The organism is Streptomyces sp. NPDC029169 (assembly GCF_055563935.1).
This window is the reverse complement of record NZ_JBVHXA010000020.1, coordinates 97,959-113,657: the sequence shown is the minus strand read 5'-3', so window position 1 is coordinate 113,657 and position 15,699 is coordinate 97,959. Positions and strand designations below refer to the sequence as shown.

The window sequence follows — 15,699 nt, the reverse complement described above, 5'->3', positions numbered from 1 at the left end:
CGGAAGGAGTCCCCCATGCCACTGCACAAGGGTCCCGCCGAGCCCGAGCCCGACCGGCACCTCGCCCTCAACCCCTTCTACGGCCAGGCCAACCCGGTCGGCGGCATGACCGAGGCGCCACCGCGGCACCGGCTCCCCGACGGTCCGCTGCCGCCCATGAGCGCCTATCAGGTGGTCCACGACGAGCTGATGCTCGACGGGAACTCCCGGCTCAACCTCGCCACCTTCGTCACCACCTGGATGGAGCCCCAGGCCGGTGTCCTGATGGCCGAGTGCCGCGACAAGAACATGATCGACAAGGACGAGTACCCGCGCACCGCCGAACTGGAGCGGCGCTGCGTGGCCATGCTCGCCCACCTGTGGAACGCCCCGGACCCCTCCGCCGCCGTCGGCTGCTCCACGACCGGATCCAGCGAGGCGTGCATGCTCGCCGGCATGGCCCTCAAGCGCCGCTGGGCCGAGCGGAACACCGACCGCTACCGGTCCGGCACCCGGCCCAATCTGGTGATGGGCGTCAACGTCCAGGTCTGCTGGGACAAGTTCTGCAACTTCTGGGAGGTCGAGCCCCGGCTCGTGCCCATGGAAGGCGACCGCTTCCATCTGGACGCCGAGTCGGCCGCCGCGCTCTGCGACGAGAACACCATCGGGGTGGTCGCCGTGCTCGGCTCGACCTTCGACGGCTCCTACGAACCGGTCGCGGAGGTCTGCGCCGCGCTCGACGCCCTCCAGGAACGGACGGGCCTCGACATCCCCGTCCACGTCGACGGCGCGTCGGGCGCCATGGTCGCCCCGTTCGTGGACGAGAACCTGGTCTGGGACTTCCGGCTGCCCCGGGTCTCCTCGATCAACACCTCCGGTCACAAGTACGGCCTGGTCTATCCGGGCGTCGGCTGGGCCCTGTGGCGCTCGCCGGCCGAGCTCCCCGAGGAGCTCGTCTTCCGGGTCAACTACCTGGGCGGCGACATGCCCACGTTCGCTCTGAACTTCTCCCGGCCGGGCGCCCAGGTCGTCGCGCAGTACTACACCTTCCTGCGGCTCGGCCGGGAGGGCTACCGGATGGTCCAGCAGACCACCCGGGACGTCGCCCGCGGGCTCGCCGGAAAGATCGAGGCGACGGGCGACTTCCGCCTCCTCACCCGGGGCGACCAGCTGCCGGTCTTCGCGTTCACCACCGCCCCCGAGGTCAGCCGCTTCGACGTCTTCGACGTCTCGCGCCGGCTGCGGGAGCGCGGCTGGCTCGTCCCGGCGTACACGTTCCCGGCCAACCGGGAGGACCTGTCCGTGCTGCGCGTGGTCTGCCGCAACGGCTTCTCGGCCGACCTGGCGGGGCTGTTCATCGAGGACCTCAACCGGATCCTGCCCGAACTGCGCCGCCAGCCCGGCCCCCTGACCGACAGCAAGGAGGCCGCCACCTCCTTCCACCACTGAGCGCGCCCGGCCCGGGTCAGGGCCGCTCGCCCTCGCACGCCAGGCGGAACTCCGTCCAGCGCACCCCGTCGGCCGATATGTCGTACAGGCAGGTGGTGCCCTGGCGGAGCAGCCCGATGGGGGTGCGGCGGGCGAAGCGGGCGCCCTCGCCCGAGGGGCGGAAGCTGCGACCGCCGTCGGCGCTGACGTACTCCCCGCCCTCGGCGCCGATCACCACCCGGCCGCCGGGGCCCGGCACCGGGAGCCCCTGGAGCGTGCGCGGCTCCCGCGTCGTCCCGGTCGTCCACATCCGCTCCCAGGTGCGACCGCCGTCCAGCGAGCGGTGCAGCGCCCGCAGGGGGTTCTTGACGGGCCGGCCGCCCTTCAACTCCCCCATCTCCGCCGCGTAGACGGCGTCCGGGCCGACCACGACCGCCGTGTACCAACCGGGGGCGGTGGTCGGGCTCGGCAGCCGGACCGGCGCCCAGCTGCGCCCCGCGTCCCGCGACACGGTGACCGCCGCCCGCCCCGTGACCGGATCGCTGCCCGAGACCCACCAGGAGCCGTCGGGCTCCGCCCGCTCGGCCGGCCTCGGGTGCGCACCGAGCAGCGGCCCCTTGGCGAGCGCCCGGCGCCGCCCGTCCTGCGGGGAGACCACGACCAGGCCCTCGCGGGCGCACTGCTCCCCCTGGGCCCCGGCGGGCTGCACACAGCCGGTGGTGAGGACGGCCCCGTCCGGTATCTCCGGGACCGTGCCGACCGTCCGCAGATCGCCCTTGCGCCACGTCGACCCGCCGTCCCTCGTGAACCAGGTCGTGGGCTTCGCGTCGGCACTCCACTCCTCGATCAGGGCGCGCCCCGGACCGAGCACCAGCAGGTTCGCCGAGATACCGTCTGTCGCCCGTACCTCGGCCAGCGGGGACTTCCGCATGACCCACTTCTCGGCGCCCCGGTCCAGGACGGCCACATGCTGCCTGCAGAACCCGTTCTCCGGCACCTGCGCGTCCTCCACGCAGTCGGCGAGCAGGACGAACCCGCTGCCGTCGGAGGCGAATCCTGGAGAGTGCGACCACCCGGGCAGCTGCGGCGCGGACGGTATCCGCGGCGGCGCGGCGCCCGGAGCCCCCGAACCGCCCGGCGCCGAAGCCCCCGAAGAACCCGCTGACCCCGGAGATCCCGAAGGCCCCGGCGACCCCGAAGGGCCCGAAGCCCCCTCCCCCGTACAAGCCGTCAACAGCAGCGCCACGACGGCGCCGGCCACTCCCCAGAGCCTGCGCATCGCCCGTCCCCCTGTCCCTTCGCCCGGTCCGCGGTGAACCGTCTGCCTTAGTTACACCGCTCGCCGCCGATGGGTTCCCAGTCCCCCGCCACGGCTTCTACGCGCTCAGCCGCCTGAACCTCCGTACCGCCAGCGGGTAGAAGACCGCGAGCAGCAGCAGCGGCCACACCACCGCCGCCGTCACGTGCCCCGGCTCGCCGCCCGGGTTGCCGAAGAGGTCCCGTACCGCCGTAGCCGTCGCCGACATCGGGTTCCACTCCACGGCCGTGCCCAGCCACCCCGGCATGGACCCGGGCGAGGCGAAGGCGTTGGAGAGGAAGCCGACCGGCCAGACCAGGATCTGCACGGCCATCACCAGCTCCGGCCGCCCCGCGAGCATCGCCAGGTAGATCCCGATCCAGAGCATCGCGAACCGCAGCAGGAGCAGCAGTCCCAGCGCGCCCAGGAAGGCCCCGAAGCCGCCGTGCGCCCGCCATCCGATCGCGTACCCGACGCCGGTCATCAGCAGCAGTCCGGCGGCGGACTGGAGCATGTCCGCGGCCGAACGCCCCACCAGGACCGCTCCGTCGGCCATCGGCATCGAGCGGAACCGGTCGATCACGCCCTTGTTGAGGTCCTGCGTGACGGCCGTCATCGTCGCTTCGAGGCCGAAGACCATCGTCAGCGTGAGCATCCCGGGCACGAGGAAGTCGACGTAGTCGCCCTCGATCCCCCGCCCGCCGCCGACGAGGTAGCCGAACATCAGCAGCATCATGACCGGGAAGGCGAGTCCGACGACCATCACGACCGGCTGCCGCGCCCAGTGGGCCAGTTCCCGCCTGGTCATGGTCCAGCAGTCGCTCAGTACATACGCCGCGCTCACGCCGCCACCTCCTTCTCACGGTCGGTCAGGTGCAGGAAGACCTCGTCGAGGGTCGGCCGCCGCAGGGCGATGTCCTCCGCCTCGATCCCGGCCGTCTCCAGGGCCCGTACGGTCTCGGCCAGCGCCGCCATCCGGTCCGTGACCTGCGCGCTGATCCGCCGCCGGTCCGCGTCGACGTGCACCTCGGATCCGGGGGCCGGCAGCAGCCGTGCCGCCTCCTCCAGCCGCCGGGCGTCGCGCAGGACGACGTCGATGCGGTCGCCGCCGACCTTCGCCTTCAGCTCGTCGGCGGTTCCGTCGGCGACGACCCGCCCGTGGTCGACGACCGAGATCCGGTCGGCGAGCTGGTCGGCCTCCTCCAGGTACTGCGTGGTGAGGAGGACGGTCGTCCCCCCGCCCACCAGCGAGCGCACCGACTCCCACACCTCGCCCCGGCCGCGCGGGTCGAGTCCGGTGGTGGGCTCGTCCAGGAAGAGCACCTCCGGCTCCGTGATCAGCGAGGCCGCGAGGTCGAGCCGCCGGCGCATGCCGCCGCTGTACTGCTTCACGGGCTTGCGTCCGGTGTCCGCGAGCCCGAACCGCTCCAGGAGCTCGTCGGCCCGGGCGCCGGCGCGCCGGGCGCCCAGGTGATAGAGCCGCCCGAACATCTCCAGGTTCTGCCGGCCGCCCAGCTCCTCGTCGACGGCCGCGTGCTGCCCGAGGAGCCCGATCCTGCGCCGCACCTCGGCCGCCTCGCCCCGGACGTCGTGGCCCGCCACCCGCACCAGGCCCTCGTCGTGGCGCAGCAGCGTGGCCAGGATCCGTACCGTCGTGGTCTTTCCCGCGCCGTTCGGGCCCAGCAGCCCGTGCACCGTGCCGCGCCCCACGACCAGGTCGAGGCCGTCCAGGGCCTGCTTGTCGCCGTACCGTTTCCGCGCGCCTTCGACGACGATCGCGTCAGTCATTCCAGCCCTCCAAGCCAGTAGTCAAACTTGACCACTCGATCGAAGGTAAGCCCGCCCAGATCGATTAGTCAAACTTGATTAGATCTCGTCCTCGGGTCCCTCAGGGCCGGACCCATCCGTCGCGAACGGATTCTCCTGACCCTCGGCGAGCACCCCCACGAAGGGCTCCCCGCCCTCCCCCGCGAAGGAATACGCGCCCGCCTCGATCCGCTCGATCAGACCGAGCGTCCATTCCTTGCCCGCGTCGGCCGAGTGGACCCAGAGGTGCATGATCTCGCCGATGTGCCCGAGCTGCTGCGGGCCACCCTCGGGGGTGTAGTACTCGGTGACGGCCTCACGCCAGGCGTCGAGCGCCCGCACCCGCTTCCGCAGCAGCTCCACGACCTCCCCTCTGGGGAGGTCCACGATGAACCCGATCCCCGCGGACAGGACGTCCATCTTCTGGTCGTACGTGGTCAGCGCCTCGCGCAGCAGCGCGAAGTACTCCTCCGTGCCCTTCTCCGTCATCTCGTACTCGGTGCGCGGCGGACCGCCGGCCGTGCTCGGCGCGATCTCGTACGCGCGCAGTAGGCCGTGCTTGGCCATCTGCTTGAGCGCGTGGTAGATCGAGCCGGGCTTGGCGTTGGACCACTCGTGCGCGCCCCAGAACTCCAGGTCGTTACGGATCTGGTAGCCGTGGGCCCGACCGTGCTGACGGACCGCGCCGAGGACGAGAAGCCGGATCGCTGACACGTTTCGTACCTCCTAGTCAATATTGACTAGCGTACGAGAGCATCAGGCGCCCTGCTCCTCCGCGATCAGCGTGAAGGAGTCCTTGCCGTCCAGGGACTCCCGGATGATGTCCGCGTGCCCGGCATGCCGTCCCATCTCCTGGACCAGGTGGAGCAGCATCCAGCGCATCGAGACCCGGCCGTCCTTGGGGAACCAGGGCGCGGGCGGCAGCGGGAAGGTGTCGTCCAGGCTCGGCACGGAGCGGACGAACTCCTCGGTCTCCTTGGCCACGCCCGCCCAGAAGGCCAGCATCTCGGGGACGCTCTCGCCCTCCATGAGCTTGAAGGCGTCGCCCCAGGTGTCCCGGGAGCGCTGCTTCTCGTTCGGGCGCTGCTGGGCCAGCCGCAGCCAGGTCAGCTCCACCTCGGCGACGTGCTTGATCAGCCCGGAGAGGCTGAGCGCGCTGGCGCTCGGGCGGCTCGCCGCCTGCTCCTCGGTGAGGCCGAGAGCGGCACGCCGGATCGCGGCCCGCTGGGCCTCGACGAAGTTGAGGAACGCTCCGCGCTCGTCGCCCTGGGCCTCCGCGGGAACAAGAGCAACCATGGTGTGTCCGCCTTCCTGAGGTGAAAGAAATGGTGGGCGCCGGGGAGCTCTCCTCTCCCGACACCCACCACGTTAGGGAGACTTCCGGACAGTTACGGTCCTAGAAGGCTCTGGAAGCGCTAGAACGGGAACCGGCTCCTGCCGTGCTGCACCGAGATCCACTTCTGGGTGGTGAAGGCCTCGATCATCGCGTCGCCGTTCAGCCGCCCGATGCCCGAGTGCTTCTCGCCGCCGAAGGGCACGATCGGCTCGTCGGCGATGGTGCCGTCGTTGATGTGGATCATGCCGGTGTGGATGCGCTTGGCGACCCGTACACCGCGCTCGACGTCACCCGTGTGGACGGCGCCGCTCAGCCCATACGGCGTGTCGTTGGCGATCCGTACCGCCTCCTCCTCGCCGTCGAAGGGGATGAGGAGGGCCACCGGGCCGAAGATCTCCTGGCTCAGCACGGGCGCGTCGGCCGGCAGACCGCCGAGGATCGACGGGGAGACGACGTTGCCGTCCGCCGAGCCGTGCAGCAGGGCCGTCGCGCCGGCCTCCACCGCCTGCGTGACGACGGCCGAGACCGACTCCGCCTGCTGGGAGTTGATGAGCGGGCCGATGTGGGTGGCGGGGTCGGCCGGGTCGCCGACGCGCAGGGTCTTCACCTTGGCGACGAACTTCTCGGTGAACTCCGCCTCCAGGGTGCGGTCCACCAGGATGCGGTTGGCGGCCATGCAGACCTGGCCCTGGTGCACGAAGCGGCTGAAGACGGCGGCGTCCACCGCGTAGTCGACGTCGGCGTCGTCGAGGACGATCAGGGCGCTGTTGCCGCCGAGTTCGAGGACGGCGTGCTTGAAGTTCTGCGCGCAGACGGTGGCGACGTGGCGGCCGACCTTGTCGGAGCCCGTGAAGGAGATGACCTTGGGCACGGGGTGGGTCAGGAGCGCGTCACCGATCTCGGCGATGTCGGTGACGACGACGTTCAGCAGACCGGCGGGCAGACCGGCCTCCTCAAGGACCTTGGCGACGAGGGTGCCGCCGCAGATCGGGGTGTTCTGGTGCGGCTTGAGGACGACACCGTTGCCCAGCGCGAGCGCGGGCGCGACCGACTTGAGGGAGAGGAGGAAGGGGAAGTTGAAGGGGGAGATGACGCCGACGACACCGACCGGGAGGCGGTAGACGCGGTTCTCCTTGCCGTCGACCGGCGAGGGCAGGATCTTCCCCTCGGGGCGCAGCGCCAGGCTGATCGCCTCGCGCAGGAACTCCTTGGCGAGGTGCAGCTCGAAGCCCGCCTTCAGGCGCGTGCCGCCGAGCTCGGCGACGATCGTGTCGCTGATCTCCTGCTCGCGGTCCTCCACGATCCGCAGGGCGCGCTCGAGGACGAGCCGGCGGGTGTACGGGTTGGTCTCGGCCCACTCGCGCTGGGCGCGCTCGGCGGCCCGGTAGGCGCGGTCGACCTCGTCGGCGGTCGCGACCGTGATCGAGGCGAGCTTCTCCCCTGTGTACGGGTTGAAGTCGATGATGTCCCACGAGCCGCTGCCGGGCTTCCACTCGCCGTCTATGTACTGGTGGGCCAGGTCGGTGAAGTAGGACATGGAACGAGACCCCTTAACCCGCGATGGCGGACGCTGTGGCGACTGTGACGTCGGGCAACTCTGCACTCTGATGTCACGTCATCGTACTGACGTCCTACGTGAGTTGGAGGAGTCCTCGGAGAAGATCGCGACTTTCGGCCGGATCGGGACTCTCCTCGGCCAGTCGCTCCATCACGCGCGCGTACTGGCCCACCTCCTCGCGCTTGTCGAGGTAGAGGGCGCTGGTCAGCTGCTCCAGATAGACGACGTCGGAGAGGTCGGACTCCGGGAAGCTCAGCATGGTGAACGCGCCGCTCTCGCCCGCGTGGCCGCCGTAGCTGAACGGCATGACCTGCAGCGTGACGTGAGGGTGCTCGGAGATCTCGATGAGGTGCCTCAACTGGCCCTGCATCACGGCCCGGTCGCCGTACGGGCGGCGCAGGGCGGCCTCGTCGAGGACGGCGTGGAAGCGCGGGGCGCGCTCGGAGACGAGTACCTTCTGGCGCTCCAGGCGCAGGGCGACGCGGCGGTCGATCTCGGCGCGGGGGGCGTCGGGCATGCCGCGGGTGACGACCGCGTGCGCGTACGCCTCGGTCTGCAACAGGCCGTGCACGAACTGGACTTCATACACGCGGATGAGGGAGGCGGCGCCCTCCAGGCCGATGTACGTCTGGAACCAGCCGGGCAGGACGTCGCCGAAACTGTGCCACCAGCCGGCCACGTTGGCCTCGCGGGCGAGCCCGAGGAGCGAGCCGCGCTCGGACTCGTCGCTGACCCCGTAGAGCGTGAGCAGGTCCTCGACATCCCTGGCCTTGAAGCTCACCCTGCCCAACTCCATACGGCTGATCTTGGATTCGGACGCGCGGATCGAGTAGCCGGCAGCCTCGCGGGTGATGCCGCGCGATTCGCGCAACCGCCTCAGTTGCGAACCCAGCAGGATGCGCCGCACCACGCTCCCGCTCGCTCCGCTCGATTCGACTGCCGTCACGGCTCCAGCCTCTCCTTCGCGGTCTCGGGCCCCCGGATTGTGCCACTAAACGCTTCAGCGCGTACACATTCGATTACGGAAAGGCGGCGACTTCAGGGCGACTTCCTGATCATGGCGAAAGTAGTCGGCAGAAGATATGCACAAAATCGGCACGGGGACGGACAGGTCCGGCGCGTGCACGTGCATCTGCCCTTGCATCCAGTGGTCGCATTCGGAACCATGGACCCGCGCAACCGCACCACATCCGCGATTCGCCGCGATTCCCGGGAGTGCCTCGCATGGGGACGAATGGATCGACCATGCTCGAGCCGTTACGGCAGGGGCTTCCGCCGATCGATCCCGCCGCCGTCTCCAACGCGGCCTCCTGCGCACTCCCGCCTGCGTACGAAGCGGTGCGCGGCGCACGGAAGTTCACGCGCGCGACGCTCGCGCAGTGGGACCTCACCGAGCGCTTCGACGACGTCGCCCTGGTCGTCTCCGAACTCGTCACCAACGCCTTGCGCCACGCGCTGCCGTCGGACGAGGCCCGGGAAGAAGGCCAGAACGCGCCCGTCCGGCTCCATCTGATGCGCTGGACGAGCCGTCTGGTGTGCGCGGTGCGCGATCCCAGCCACCGGGGTCCGGAGGCGCGCGAGAAGGACGAGGACTTCGCCGCGGAGTCCGGGCGAGGGCTGTTCCTGGTCGACTCCTTCAGCGACAGCTGGGGGTGGCACCCACTGGCCGGGACGCTCCAGGGCAAGGTGGTGTGGGCGCTGTTCCGGATCGGCCCGGAGTAACACCCGTACCTCTACACATAGGGCCCCGGCGGGATGCCGGGGCCCTTCGCGCGCATACATCACGTCACACGAGGTGGTCGAACTCCCCGTCCTTGACGCCCAGCAGCAGCGCCTCTATCTCGGCGGGCGTGTAGACCAGCGCGGGCCCGTCCGGGTGGCGCGAGTTGCGCATGGCCACGTTCCCGCCCGGAAGCTTCGCGAACTCCACACAGGATCCTTGGGAGTTGCTGTGCCGGCTCTTCTGCCAGACGACACCCCGCAGCTCTGTGGCCGCCATGCCGTTGTACGCACGATGCGCATGATGCACTGGTAGCTCCCCGAGTTTGCTTGGTGCAGGTCTCAACTTCCTCGGATCATAGCTGTGTTCATATGCCCATGCATGAGCAGATGCACGTGCACGCGGGGTGGCGTAGCGACTACGCGACTCAGTGCACTCGCGTGGCGCTCAGCGAGCTACCGACGAGTAAGGCAAGAGTGCCATCTCCCGGGCGTTCTTGACGGCCCGGGCGATCTGCCGCTGCTGCTGGGCGCTCACGCGCGTCACCCTACGGCTACGAATCTTCCCCCGGTCGGAGATGAACTTCCGCAGCAGGTCGGTGTCCTTGTAGTCGATGTACGTGATGCCGTCACGGTCCAGCGGGTTCGGGCGGGGCTTGGCGGGCTTACGGGGGGACTTCGGGGGCACGGGTCAGACCTCCAGGAGGGCGTCGAAGGCGGGCGGGAGCAGCTTCCAGGCGTCGCGCCCGGCGGCGTACTCCGCATCGGTGAGCAGGCAGGAGTCGAGGACCTCGGCCAGACCCTGGCGGTCCAGGCCGGGCGAGGTGAAGACCAGGTGCTGGCAGCGGTCGCCGTGTTCGGGATGCCAGTCCATGGCGGCGGCGGCCCTGCGGACGGGCGGGATCATCTCCCAGGCGGCGTCGGGCAGAGAGGCCAGCCAGGGGCCGACGCTCTCGACACAGAGCGCGCCGCCCGCCGCGTCCCAGTGGAGCAGGGTGTCGGGCTTGTCGGCGAGCCAGAAACGGCCACGGCTGCGGGCCGCGGCGCAGGTCAGGTCCTCCAGCGCCGCGTACAGGCGTCCGGGGTGGAAGGGGCGGATGTGGTGCCAGACGAAGGTGGTCACCCCGCTCGCGTCCGCCTCCTGGGGCAGCAGCGCGCAGGCCGGGTGCTGCGCGGCGGCCGCGGCCTCGACGTCGAAGCCCGCGAGGGCGGCGGCGGCCAGCTCCGTACCGGACTCGACGGGGACGTGGCGGGCGGTGGGGTGGAGCTGGGCGAGCAGCGCGCGGTCCTCGTCGTCGGCCTCGGGGCTGTCGACGACGGCCAGGACGGGCGCGTACTCCAGCTGGCGCGCCCAGGTGTCGGCGACGGTCCGCTGGTCGGTGGCGGCGGCCGCGAGACCGCCGTCGGCGAGGTCGTCGCCGTTTCCGAGGTACGGCAGGACGAGGGCAGGGTCGACGGCGGTGATCACGGAGGTGAGCCGGAGTCCGGCCGAGGCCACGACCTCGGCCATCGCCTTGGGCTCGACCGAGTCCCAGAGCTCGACGACCGCGAGCCGGGTCAGTCCGGCGTCGGCGAGCCGCTGGAGCTCGGGGACGAGGTCCTCGCGCAGGGCGCAGCAGGCGCAGTCGTTGACGAGCGGGGTCTCGTCGGTGGACAGGACGCCGGTGGTGTCGCGGACCGTACGGGCGACCGTCCCCGTCTCCGGGGCCGTCGCGAGGTCGTGGTGGAGCGCGACACTGCCGGGGACGGTGGCGAGGAGCCGGTCCACGGCAGCACGGCGGGCGTCGGAGTGGAGTCCTCCGACGAGGGCGACGGAGAGGCCGGCGGACATCAGCGAGCCTCGCGCCGTCCGTAACGCTTCTCGAAGCGCTCCACGCGGCCGGCGGTGTCGAGGACGCGTGCGGTGCCCGTGTAGAAGGGGTGGCTCGCGGAGGAGATCTCGACGTCGACGACGGGGTAGGTGTTGCCGTCCTCCCAGACCACCGTCTTGGTGCTGGTCATCGTCGAGCGGGTGAGGAAGGCGAAGTCACCGGCCTTGTCGCGGAAGACGACGGGGCCGTACGGGGGGTGGATGTCGTGCTGCATGGGTGCTCAGCGCTCCTCTCGGAAGTCGACGTGACGGCCGGCGACGGGGTCGTACTTGCGCAGGACGAGACGGTCGGGGTCGTTACGGCGGTTCTTGCGGGTGACGTACGTGTAGCCGGTGCCGGCGGTGGACCGGAGCTTGATGATCGGGCGGAGTTCGTTGCGGGCCATGGTGTGTAGAGTAAATGAACATGGTTCCCATTTCCAAAGACGTCTCCCGAGAGGTAGGTCACCCTTGTCCGCCCACTGCCAGCTGACCGGCGCACAGCCCGGCTTCGGCAACCGCATCTCGCACTCGCACCGCCGCACGTCACGGCGCTTCGACCCGAACATCCAGAAGAAGCGCTACTGGCTTCCGAGCGAGGGCCGGCACGTCCGGCTGACGCTGAGCGCCCGCGCGATCAAGACCGTCGACACGATCGGGATCGAGGCCGCCGTGGCCCGGATCCGGGCGCGGGGGGTGAAGGTCTGATGGCGAAGAAGAGCAAGATCGCGCGCAACGAGCGCCGGAAGTCGGTCGTGGAGCGGTACGCCGAGCGGCGGGCCGAGCTGAAGGAGATCATCCGCCGGCCGTCCACGCCGGAGGCCGAACGGGAGGCGGCGGTACGGGAGTTGCGGCGCCAGCCACGCGACGCGAGCGCGACGCGGGTCCGCAACCGCGACGCGGTGGACGGACGGCCGCGCGGACATCTGCGGAAGTTCGGCATCTCGCGCGTACGGCTCCGGGAGCAGGCGCACGCGGGGTTCCTGCCGGGGGTGCGCAAGGCGTCCTGGTGACCGACCCACCCGATCGGCCGGCCCGGGCTCTCGGCGGAGGGCCCGGGCCGGCGGCATACCGGACACGGCCTACGGCGTGCGCGGCGCGGCCGGGAGTTCCGCGAGGGCCTTGCCCGTACGGTCGTACAGCGTGACGCCGGGGTCGCCGTTCATGGGGCCCGTACGGGCGTACCAGACACCCCAGCCCGGCGTGCCGGGCAGCTCCAGGAGAGCGGCGACGGCCTTCTTGCCGTCCACGTCGGCCACTTCGACCCGGCCGACCGTGCGGGTCCCGTAATAGAGCCCCGAACGGAAGGCCCCCTTCGCGTCGCCCTCCGACTGGTGGCTGACGCCCGGGTCGGACACGGCGACGTTGCCGTCGACGACGCTGCGGAAGTTCTCGTAACCGTCGGGCCCCGACCAGAACTTTCCCTGCGCCGTCAGCCACAGCTTCCAGCCCCCGCCCGCGTCCACCTTCTCGCCGGGTGAGACCACCCGCGGCGGCGTGGCGAGCGGCGTGCGGGCGGCGGAGGCGGAGGGCGACGGGGAGAGGGGGGCCGGGGCGGCGACCGAGGCGCGGCTCGTCGGGGGCACGAGCAGGGGGGAGGGCGTCGGCGAGGGGGTCAGGCCGACGGCCGCCGCCGTGACCGTCGCGACGCCGGTCACCGACAGCGCCGCGAGCGCCACCGCACGGCGGCGACGGCGCGCCCGGCCCTCGCGCCGGACGGCCACCAGCGGCACCGGGCCGGGGGCGATCTCGTGGGCGGCGTGTGCGAACACCGCTCGGACCTCGGTCTCCGCGTCGGATTCCGCTCCGGATGCGTCGGATTCCGGGTCGGACTCGGGGATCATGGTCGTACTCCGGTGGGGGCGTGGGGGTACGGGACAGGGGCGGTGGCGAGTCGGGGGTGCGCACGCAGGGCCGCCAGTCCGCGCCGGGCATGGGTCTTGACAGTGCCGATCGAGCAGTTGAGCACGCACGCGATGTCCTGCTCGCTCAGGTCCTCCCAGTAACGGAGCACCATCACGGCACGCTGACGTTCCGTCAGTCCCGCTAAGGCCTCCAGAAGCGCGGTGCGCTGCTCGACGGCCTCGGCATGGTCCCCGTACGCGGACCTGACCGAGTCCGGCAGCACCGGCGTCAGGAGATGGACGACCCGTTTACGGCGCAGACGGCTGAGGTTGTTGTTGATCAGGGCGCGGCGCACATACAGGTCGATCTCGTCCCGTGGGACCCGCCGCCACCGGCCGTAGACCTTGGCCAGCGTCGTCTGCACCAGGTCCTCGGCCTCGTGGAAGTCACCGGTCAGGAGCTGGGCCGTGCGCACGAGACGGGGCCACGCAGCGACGGCGAACTCGTCGAAGCCGTCGTCCTCGGCGGCGGACTCGTGCGACACGGTGGGTGACCTCGCGATCGGTCGGCGGGAGAGGGGGAGGGAGCAGGGCCCGCCCCGTGGTCGGGCCCTGCTCCGGGTCGGATACGGCTCATGCGCCGCCGGTCGTCAGGCGTCCCACCCGGGCAGCTCGGCCAGAAGCCGGCCCTGACGGTCGTACAGCGACACGCTCGGGCCGCCCGTCGCCGGACCGGTGTGGGCGTACCAGACACCCCACCCAGGCTTGCCTGGCAGCTGCACGAGCGCGGCGACGGTCTTCTTCCCGGCCGAGTCGGTCAGTTCCACCCGGCCCGCCTTGTGGGTCCCGTAGTACAGGCCCGAGTGGAAGGCGCCGTTCGCGTCGCCCTCCGACTGGTGGCTGACGCCCGGCCGGGATAGGTCGATGTTGCCGTCGACGACGCTGCGGAAGTTCTCGTAACCGTCGGGCCCCGACCAGAACTTTCCCTCCTCCGTCAACCAGATCGTCCAGCCCCCGCCCGCGTCCACGCGCTCGCCGGACTGCACGGTACGGATCGGGGTCGCGGTGGTCGACTTCGGGGAGACGGACGTGGCGGCGGCCTGCGCGGTCGAGGTCGAGGCGAGCTGTGCGGCGGGCGCGCCCACGGCCGTCGGCGCCGCGGTCGCGACGGCGGCCACGACCACGGCCGCGGCCAGCAGGTACTTCTTCATGCGAACGCTCCTGGGTTGTGTGCGGTCTCCACTCCTTCCAACTCCTCTTGGGGGACTACCGGATGACATACCCAGGGAAGAGATTGCGTGGGGCGGCTACACCCAGTACTCGCTCCCCGGCTCTAGGGCACGTCGGGGAGCTCGGGGTGGGGGCGGGACAGGCCCGCGCGGTCGGCTGCTGTCGTGCCGTGGGTCCAGCCCGCCTCGTCCCACATCGCGCGGACGCGGGTCGTGCGGGTTTCGGGGAACATCTCGTCCGCGTGGGACGTGACCGCCGCCTCGCGGCTGCGCAGGGCGGGAAGCAGCGTGGGCTCCTCCGCCGTCACCCGGCGCGTCGTCGTCGCGAGCCGCGCGCCCAGGCGGTTCGCGTACGCGAGCAGGAACGACTGGCGGAAAGACTTCGTGCGCTTGCGGCCGCCCGCCCGCTGCTCCGCCTCCGCCCGCGTCATCGCCGCCGTGCCCTGGACCAGGAGCGAGGTGTACAGCAGCTCCACCGGCTCCAGGTCCGCCTCGAAGCCGACGACCGTCGAGAAGCCGTACGGCTCGTTCCACACCGCCCGGCAGTGGTTCGCCGTCGCCACCACGTCCAGCAGGATCGCCTTGGCCTGCTCGTAGGGCGGTTCCACCCCGATCCGGATCGCCCCCGGCGCGTCCCCCGACGGCGTACGCGACGCCAGCGCCGCCTCGTCCAGGCTGTGGCGGGCCATCAGCTCCTGGGCCTTGGCGGTCAGCGCCTCCGCCTCCTCCGGGTAGCCCGTCGCCTCGGCCTTCGCGAGCAGGGCCCGTACACGCGTCAGCATCCGCGGCTCCCCCGCCACGGCGGCCGGGAGTACGTCACCCGGAACCGGGCCAACCGGTTCCAGGGACGGCAGCCTGACCAGCAGGCGGTACAGCTCCAGGGTCATGGTCGCCGAGGAGAAGCGGTCCGCCCGGACGGGGGTGGTGTCCAGCTCGGCCAGTTGCGCGGCCCAGCGGTGCGGCAGGCGCTCGTAGCGGCTCGTCTCCGCCGCGATCAGGGCCCCCGCCAGCCTCACGTGCTCGTCCGGCAGCTCCCGCCGCACCAGCCGTACGAGATCCGCCGGCTGCCAGCCCCGCTCCCACGCCCGCCGTACGAACTCCTCGCCGCGACGCGCCAGTTCCGCGTCCGCCGACCGGTCCGCCGCGAGCAGCGACGCCGCCGTGTCCAAGGCCGTGTCGTCGTCCGTGTACAGCGCCGCCTCGAACGCTCTCTCGACCGTACTCATTACTGCTTCGCGTCCCATTCCTCACGCGCCCGACCGATCACCGCACGGTGGTCGAGCGACCAGTCGATCAGCTGCTTGATCAGGTGCGTCATGCTGTGGCCCGTCTCCGTCAGCGCGTACTCCACCTGCGGCGGCGTCGTCGGATACACCGTCCGCGCCACCAGCCCGTCGCGCTCCAGACGACGCAGCGTGAGCGTCAGCATCCGCTGCGAGATCCCGGCGACCAGCCGCTGGAGCTCCTTGAACCGCCGTGGCCCCGCCGCCAGTTCGACCACCACGTGCACGGTCCACTTGTCGCCGAGCCGGTCCTGCACATCCCGTACTCCGCACTCCTCCGCGCAGCTCACCACCGGGTCGGTGGTTACCTCCGTGTGCCCCTCGTACATGAATGTGCCTCCTTACAAGATCGGCGCGCTGCCTCCAGGATG

Annotated in this window: 21 protein-coding genes; 4 read left to right on the top strand and 17 right to left on the bottom strand. The window is 71.1% G+C overall.

The genetic code is table 11. From position 1 onward, the window contains the following. The first annotated feature begins 15 nt into the window (after positions 1–15). Complete coding sequence (locus tag ACZ4VI_RS30310) at positions 16–1,428, top strand: glutamate decarboxylase (RefSeq protein ID WP_468004374.1); 1,413 nt, start codon at positions 16–18, stop codon at positions 1,426–1,428. Positions 1,429–1,444: 16 nt separating this feature from the next. Here the strand turns inward: ACZ4VI_RS30310 and ACZ4VI_RS30305 are convergent, their stop codons facing one another. The 7 genes from ACZ4VI_RS30305 to ACZ4VI_RS30275 form a co-directional block, all read right to left on the bottom strand. Next, on the bottom strand, positions 1,445–2,404 hold the full coding sequence (locus ACZ4VI_RS30305; RefSeq protein WP_468004372.1) for a WD40/YVTN/BNR-like repeat-containing protein: 960 nt from the start codon (positions 2,402–2,404) through the stop codon (positions 1,445–1,447). A gap of 379 nt (positions 2,405–2,783) precedes the next feature. Beyond that, a complete protein-coding gene (locus tag ACZ4VI_RS30300; protein ID WP_468004445.1) occupies positions 2,784–3,512 on the bottom strand; it encodes an ABC transporter permease in 729 nt (242 codons plus the stop codon). A 32-nt stretch (positions 3,513–3,544) separates the two neighbouring features. Then, entirely contained in the window at positions 3,545–4,492 is a 948-nt protein-coding gene (locus ACZ4VI_RS30295) for an ATP-binding cassette domain-containing protein (RefSeq protein ID WP_468004370.1), read from the bottom strand. A 78-nt stretch (positions 4,493–4,570) separates the two neighbouring features. Further along, positions 4,571–5,224, bottom strand: coding sequence for a PadR family transcriptional regulator (locus tag ACZ4VI_RS30290; protein WP_468004368.1), 654 nt, complete (start codon positions 5,222–5,224; stop codon positions 4,571–4,573). 42 nt (positions 5,225–5,266) lie between these two features. Continuing rightward, positions 5,267–5,806, bottom strand: a complete 540-nt coding sequence (locus ACZ4VI_RS30285; protein ID WP_468004366.1) for a DinB family protein — start codon at positions 5,804–5,806, stop codon at positions 5,267–5,269. Between the two features lie 119 nt (positions 5,807–5,925). After that, positions 5,926–7,383: an aldehyde dehydrogenase family protein gene (locus ACZ4VI_RS30280; protein WP_468004364.1), complete on the bottom strand. Its 1,458-nt coding sequence runs from the start codon at positions 7,381–7,383 to the stop codon at positions 5,926–5,928. Between the two features lie 94 nt (positions 7,384–7,477). Further along, positions 7,478–8,350 (bottom strand): helix-turn-helix domain-containing protein, encoded by an 873-nt coding sequence (locus tag ACZ4VI_RS30275; protein WP_468004362.1) that lies wholly within the window; start codon positions 8,348–8,350, stop codon positions 7,478–7,480. 278 nt (positions 8,351–8,628) lie between these two features. On the opposite strand from ACZ4VI_RS30275, the gene ACZ4VI_RS30270 reads away from it, so the two are divergent. After that, positions 8,629–9,126: an ATP-binding protein gene (locus ACZ4VI_RS30270; RefSeq protein WP_468004360.1), complete on the top strand. Its 498-nt coding sequence runs from the start codon at positions 8,629–8,631 to the stop codon at positions 9,124–9,126. 64 nt (positions 9,127–9,190) lie between these two features. Here the strand turns inward: ACZ4VI_RS30270 and ACZ4VI_RS30265 are convergent, their stop codons facing one another. The 5 genes from ACZ4VI_RS30265 to rpmG all read right to left on the bottom strand — a co-directional run bounded on the left by ACZ4VI_RS30265 (position 9,191) and on the right by rpmG (position 11,379). Continuing rightward, entirely contained in the window at positions 9,191–9,403 is a 213-nt protein-coding gene (locus tag ACZ4VI_RS30265; protein WP_043226629.1) for a DUF397 domain-containing protein, read from the bottom strand. Positions 9,404–9,571: 168 nt separating this feature from the next. Next, positions 9,572–9,811 carry a 30S ribosomal protein S18 gene (gene rpsR, locus ACZ4VI_RS30260; RefSeq protein ID WP_137988604.1) on the bottom strand — a complete coding sequence of 80 codons (240 nt, stop codon included), beginning with the start codon at positions 9,809–9,811 and terminating at the stop codon, positions 9,572–9,574. Between the two features lie 3 nt (positions 9,812–9,814). Next, positions 9,815–10,954, bottom strand: a complete 1,140-nt coding sequence (locus tag ACZ4VI_RS30255; RefSeq protein WP_468004358.1) for a CobW family GTP-binding protein — start codon at positions 10,952–10,954, stop codon at positions 9,815–9,817. After that, positions 10,954–11,208: a type B 50S ribosomal protein L31 gene (locus ACZ4VI_RS30250; protein ID WP_468004356.1), complete on the bottom strand. Its 255-nt coding sequence runs from the start codon at positions 11,206–11,208 to the stop codon at positions 10,954–10,956. The genes ACZ4VI_RS30255 and ACZ4VI_RS30250 overlap by 1 nt, the downstream gene beginning before the upstream one ends. Positions 11,209–11,214: 6 nt before the next feature. After that, a complete protein-coding gene (gene rpmG, locus ACZ4VI_RS30245; RefSeq protein ID WP_362709513.1) occupies positions 11,215–11,379 on the bottom strand; it encodes a 50S ribosomal protein L33 in 165 nt (54 codons plus the stop codon). A gap of 64 nt (positions 11,380–11,443) precedes the next feature. Here rpmG and rpmB point away from each other — a divergent pair, with 64 nt between their 5' ends. Beyond that, a complete protein-coding gene (rpmB, locus tag ACZ4VI_RS30240; RefSeq protein WP_215067454.1) occupies positions 11,444–11,680 on the top strand; it encodes a 50S ribosomal protein L28 in 237 nt (78 codons plus the stop codon). Beyond that, positions 11,680–11,985: a 30S ribosomal protein S14 gene (gene rpsN / locus ACZ4VI_RS30235; protein WP_468004353.1), complete on the top strand. Its 306-nt coding sequence runs from the start codon at positions 11,680–11,682 to the stop codon at positions 11,983–11,985. The genes rpmB and rpsN overlap by 1 nt, the downstream gene beginning before the upstream one ends. Before the next feature lie 69 nt (positions 11,986–12,054). Here rpsN and ACZ4VI_RS30230 read toward each other — a convergent pair whose 3' ends face one another. The 5 genes from ACZ4VI_RS30230 to ACZ4VI_RS30210 form a co-directional block, all read right to left on the bottom strand. Then, the gene (locus tag ACZ4VI_RS30230) at positions 12,055–12,816 is read right to left on the bottom strand and encodes a hypothetical protein (protein WP_468004352.1); all 762 of its coding nucleotides are present in this window, start codon (positions 12,814–12,816) and stop codon (positions 12,055–12,057) included. After that, positions 12,813–13,361 (bottom strand): SigE family RNA polymerase sigma factor, encoded by a 549-nt coding sequence (locus ACZ4VI_RS30225; protein ID WP_468004350.1) that lies wholly within the window; start codon positions 13,359–13,361, stop codon positions 12,813–12,815. Before ACZ4VI_RS30225 ends, ACZ4VI_RS30230 begins: the two co-directional genes overlap by 4 nt. Before the next feature lie 105 nt (positions 13,362–13,466). Beyond that, on the bottom strand, positions 13,467–14,027 hold the full coding sequence (locus tag ACZ4VI_RS30220) for a hypothetical protein (RefSeq protein WP_468004348.1): 561 nt from the start codon (positions 14,025–14,027) through the stop codon (positions 13,467–13,469). A gap of 122 nt (positions 14,028–14,149) precedes the next feature. Beyond that, entirely contained in the window at positions 14,150–15,271 is a 1,122-nt protein-coding gene (locus ACZ4VI_RS30215) for a DUF2786 domain-containing protein (protein WP_468004346.1), read from the bottom strand. After that, positions 15,271–15,657, bottom strand: coding sequence for a winged helix-turn-helix transcriptional regulator (locus ACZ4VI_RS30210; RefSeq protein WP_468004344.1), 387 nt, complete (start codon positions 15,655–15,657; stop codon positions 15,271–15,273). The genes ACZ4VI_RS30215 and ACZ4VI_RS30210 overlap by 1 nt, the downstream gene beginning before the upstream one ends. Positions 15,658–15,699: the final 42 nt, after the last annotated feature.

Coding starts and splice junctions, on each gene's coding strand:
- ACZ4VI_RS30285 (WP_468004366.1), bottom strand. CDS start 5,806: ATGGTTGCTCTTGTTCCCGCGGAGGCCCAGGGCGACGAGCGCGGAGCG.
- ACZ4VI_RS30210 (WP_468004344.1), bottom strand. CDS start 15,657: ATGTACGAGGGGCACACGGAGGTAACCACCGACCCGGTGGTGAGCTGC.
- ACZ4VI_RS30215 (WP_468004346.1), bottom strand. CDS start 15,271: ATGAGTACGGTCGAGAGAGCGTTCGAGGCGGCGCTGTACACGGACGAC.
- ACZ4VI_RS30250 (WP_468004356.1), bottom strand. CDS start 11,208: ATGCAGCACGACATCCACCCCCCGTACGGCCCCGTCGTCTTCCGCGAC.
- ACZ4VI_RS30220 (WP_468004348.1), bottom strand. CDS start 14,027: ATGAAGAAGTACCTGCTGGCCGCGGCCGTGGTCGTGGCCGCCGTCGCG.
- ACZ4VI_RS30265 (WP_043226629.1), bottom strand. CDS start 9,403: ATGGCGGCCACAGAGCTGCGGGGTGTCGTCTGGCAGAAGAGCCGGCAC.
- rpmG (WP_362709513.1), bottom strand. CDS start 11,379: ATGGCCCGCAACGAACTCCGCCCGATCATCAAGCTCCGGTCCACCGCC.
- ACZ4VI_RS30295 (WP_468004370.1), bottom strand. CDS start 4,492: ATGACTGACGCGATCGTCGTCGAAGGCGCGCGGAAACGGTACGGCGAC.
- ACZ4VI_RS30300 (WP_468004445.1), bottom strand. CDS start 3,512: ATGACCAGGCGGGAACTGGCCCACTGGGCGCGGCAGCCGGTCGTGATG.
- ACZ4VI_RS30270 (WP_468004360.1), top strand. CDS start 8,629: ATGGGGACGAATGGATCGACCATGCTCGAGCCGTTACGGCAGGGGCTT.
- ACZ4VI_RS30230 (WP_468004352.1), bottom strand. CDS start 12,816: ATGATCCCCGAGTCCGACCCGGAATCCGACGCATCCGGAGCGGAATCC.
- rpsN (WP_468004353.1), top strand. CDS start 11,680: ATGGCGAAGAAGAGCAAGATCGCGCGCAACGAGCGCCGGAAGTCGGTC.
- ACZ4VI_RS30280 (WP_468004364.1), bottom strand. CDS start 7,383: ATGTCCTACTTCACCGACCTGGCCCACCAGTACATAGACGGCGAGTGG.
- ACZ4VI_RS30310 (WP_468004374.1), top strand. CDS start 16: ATGCCACTGCACAAGGGTCCCGCCGAGCCCGAGCCCGACCGGCACCTC.
- ACZ4VI_RS30255 (WP_468004358.1), bottom strand. CDS start 10,954: ATGTCCGCCGGCCTCTCCGTCGCCCTCGTCGGAGGACTCCACTCCGAC.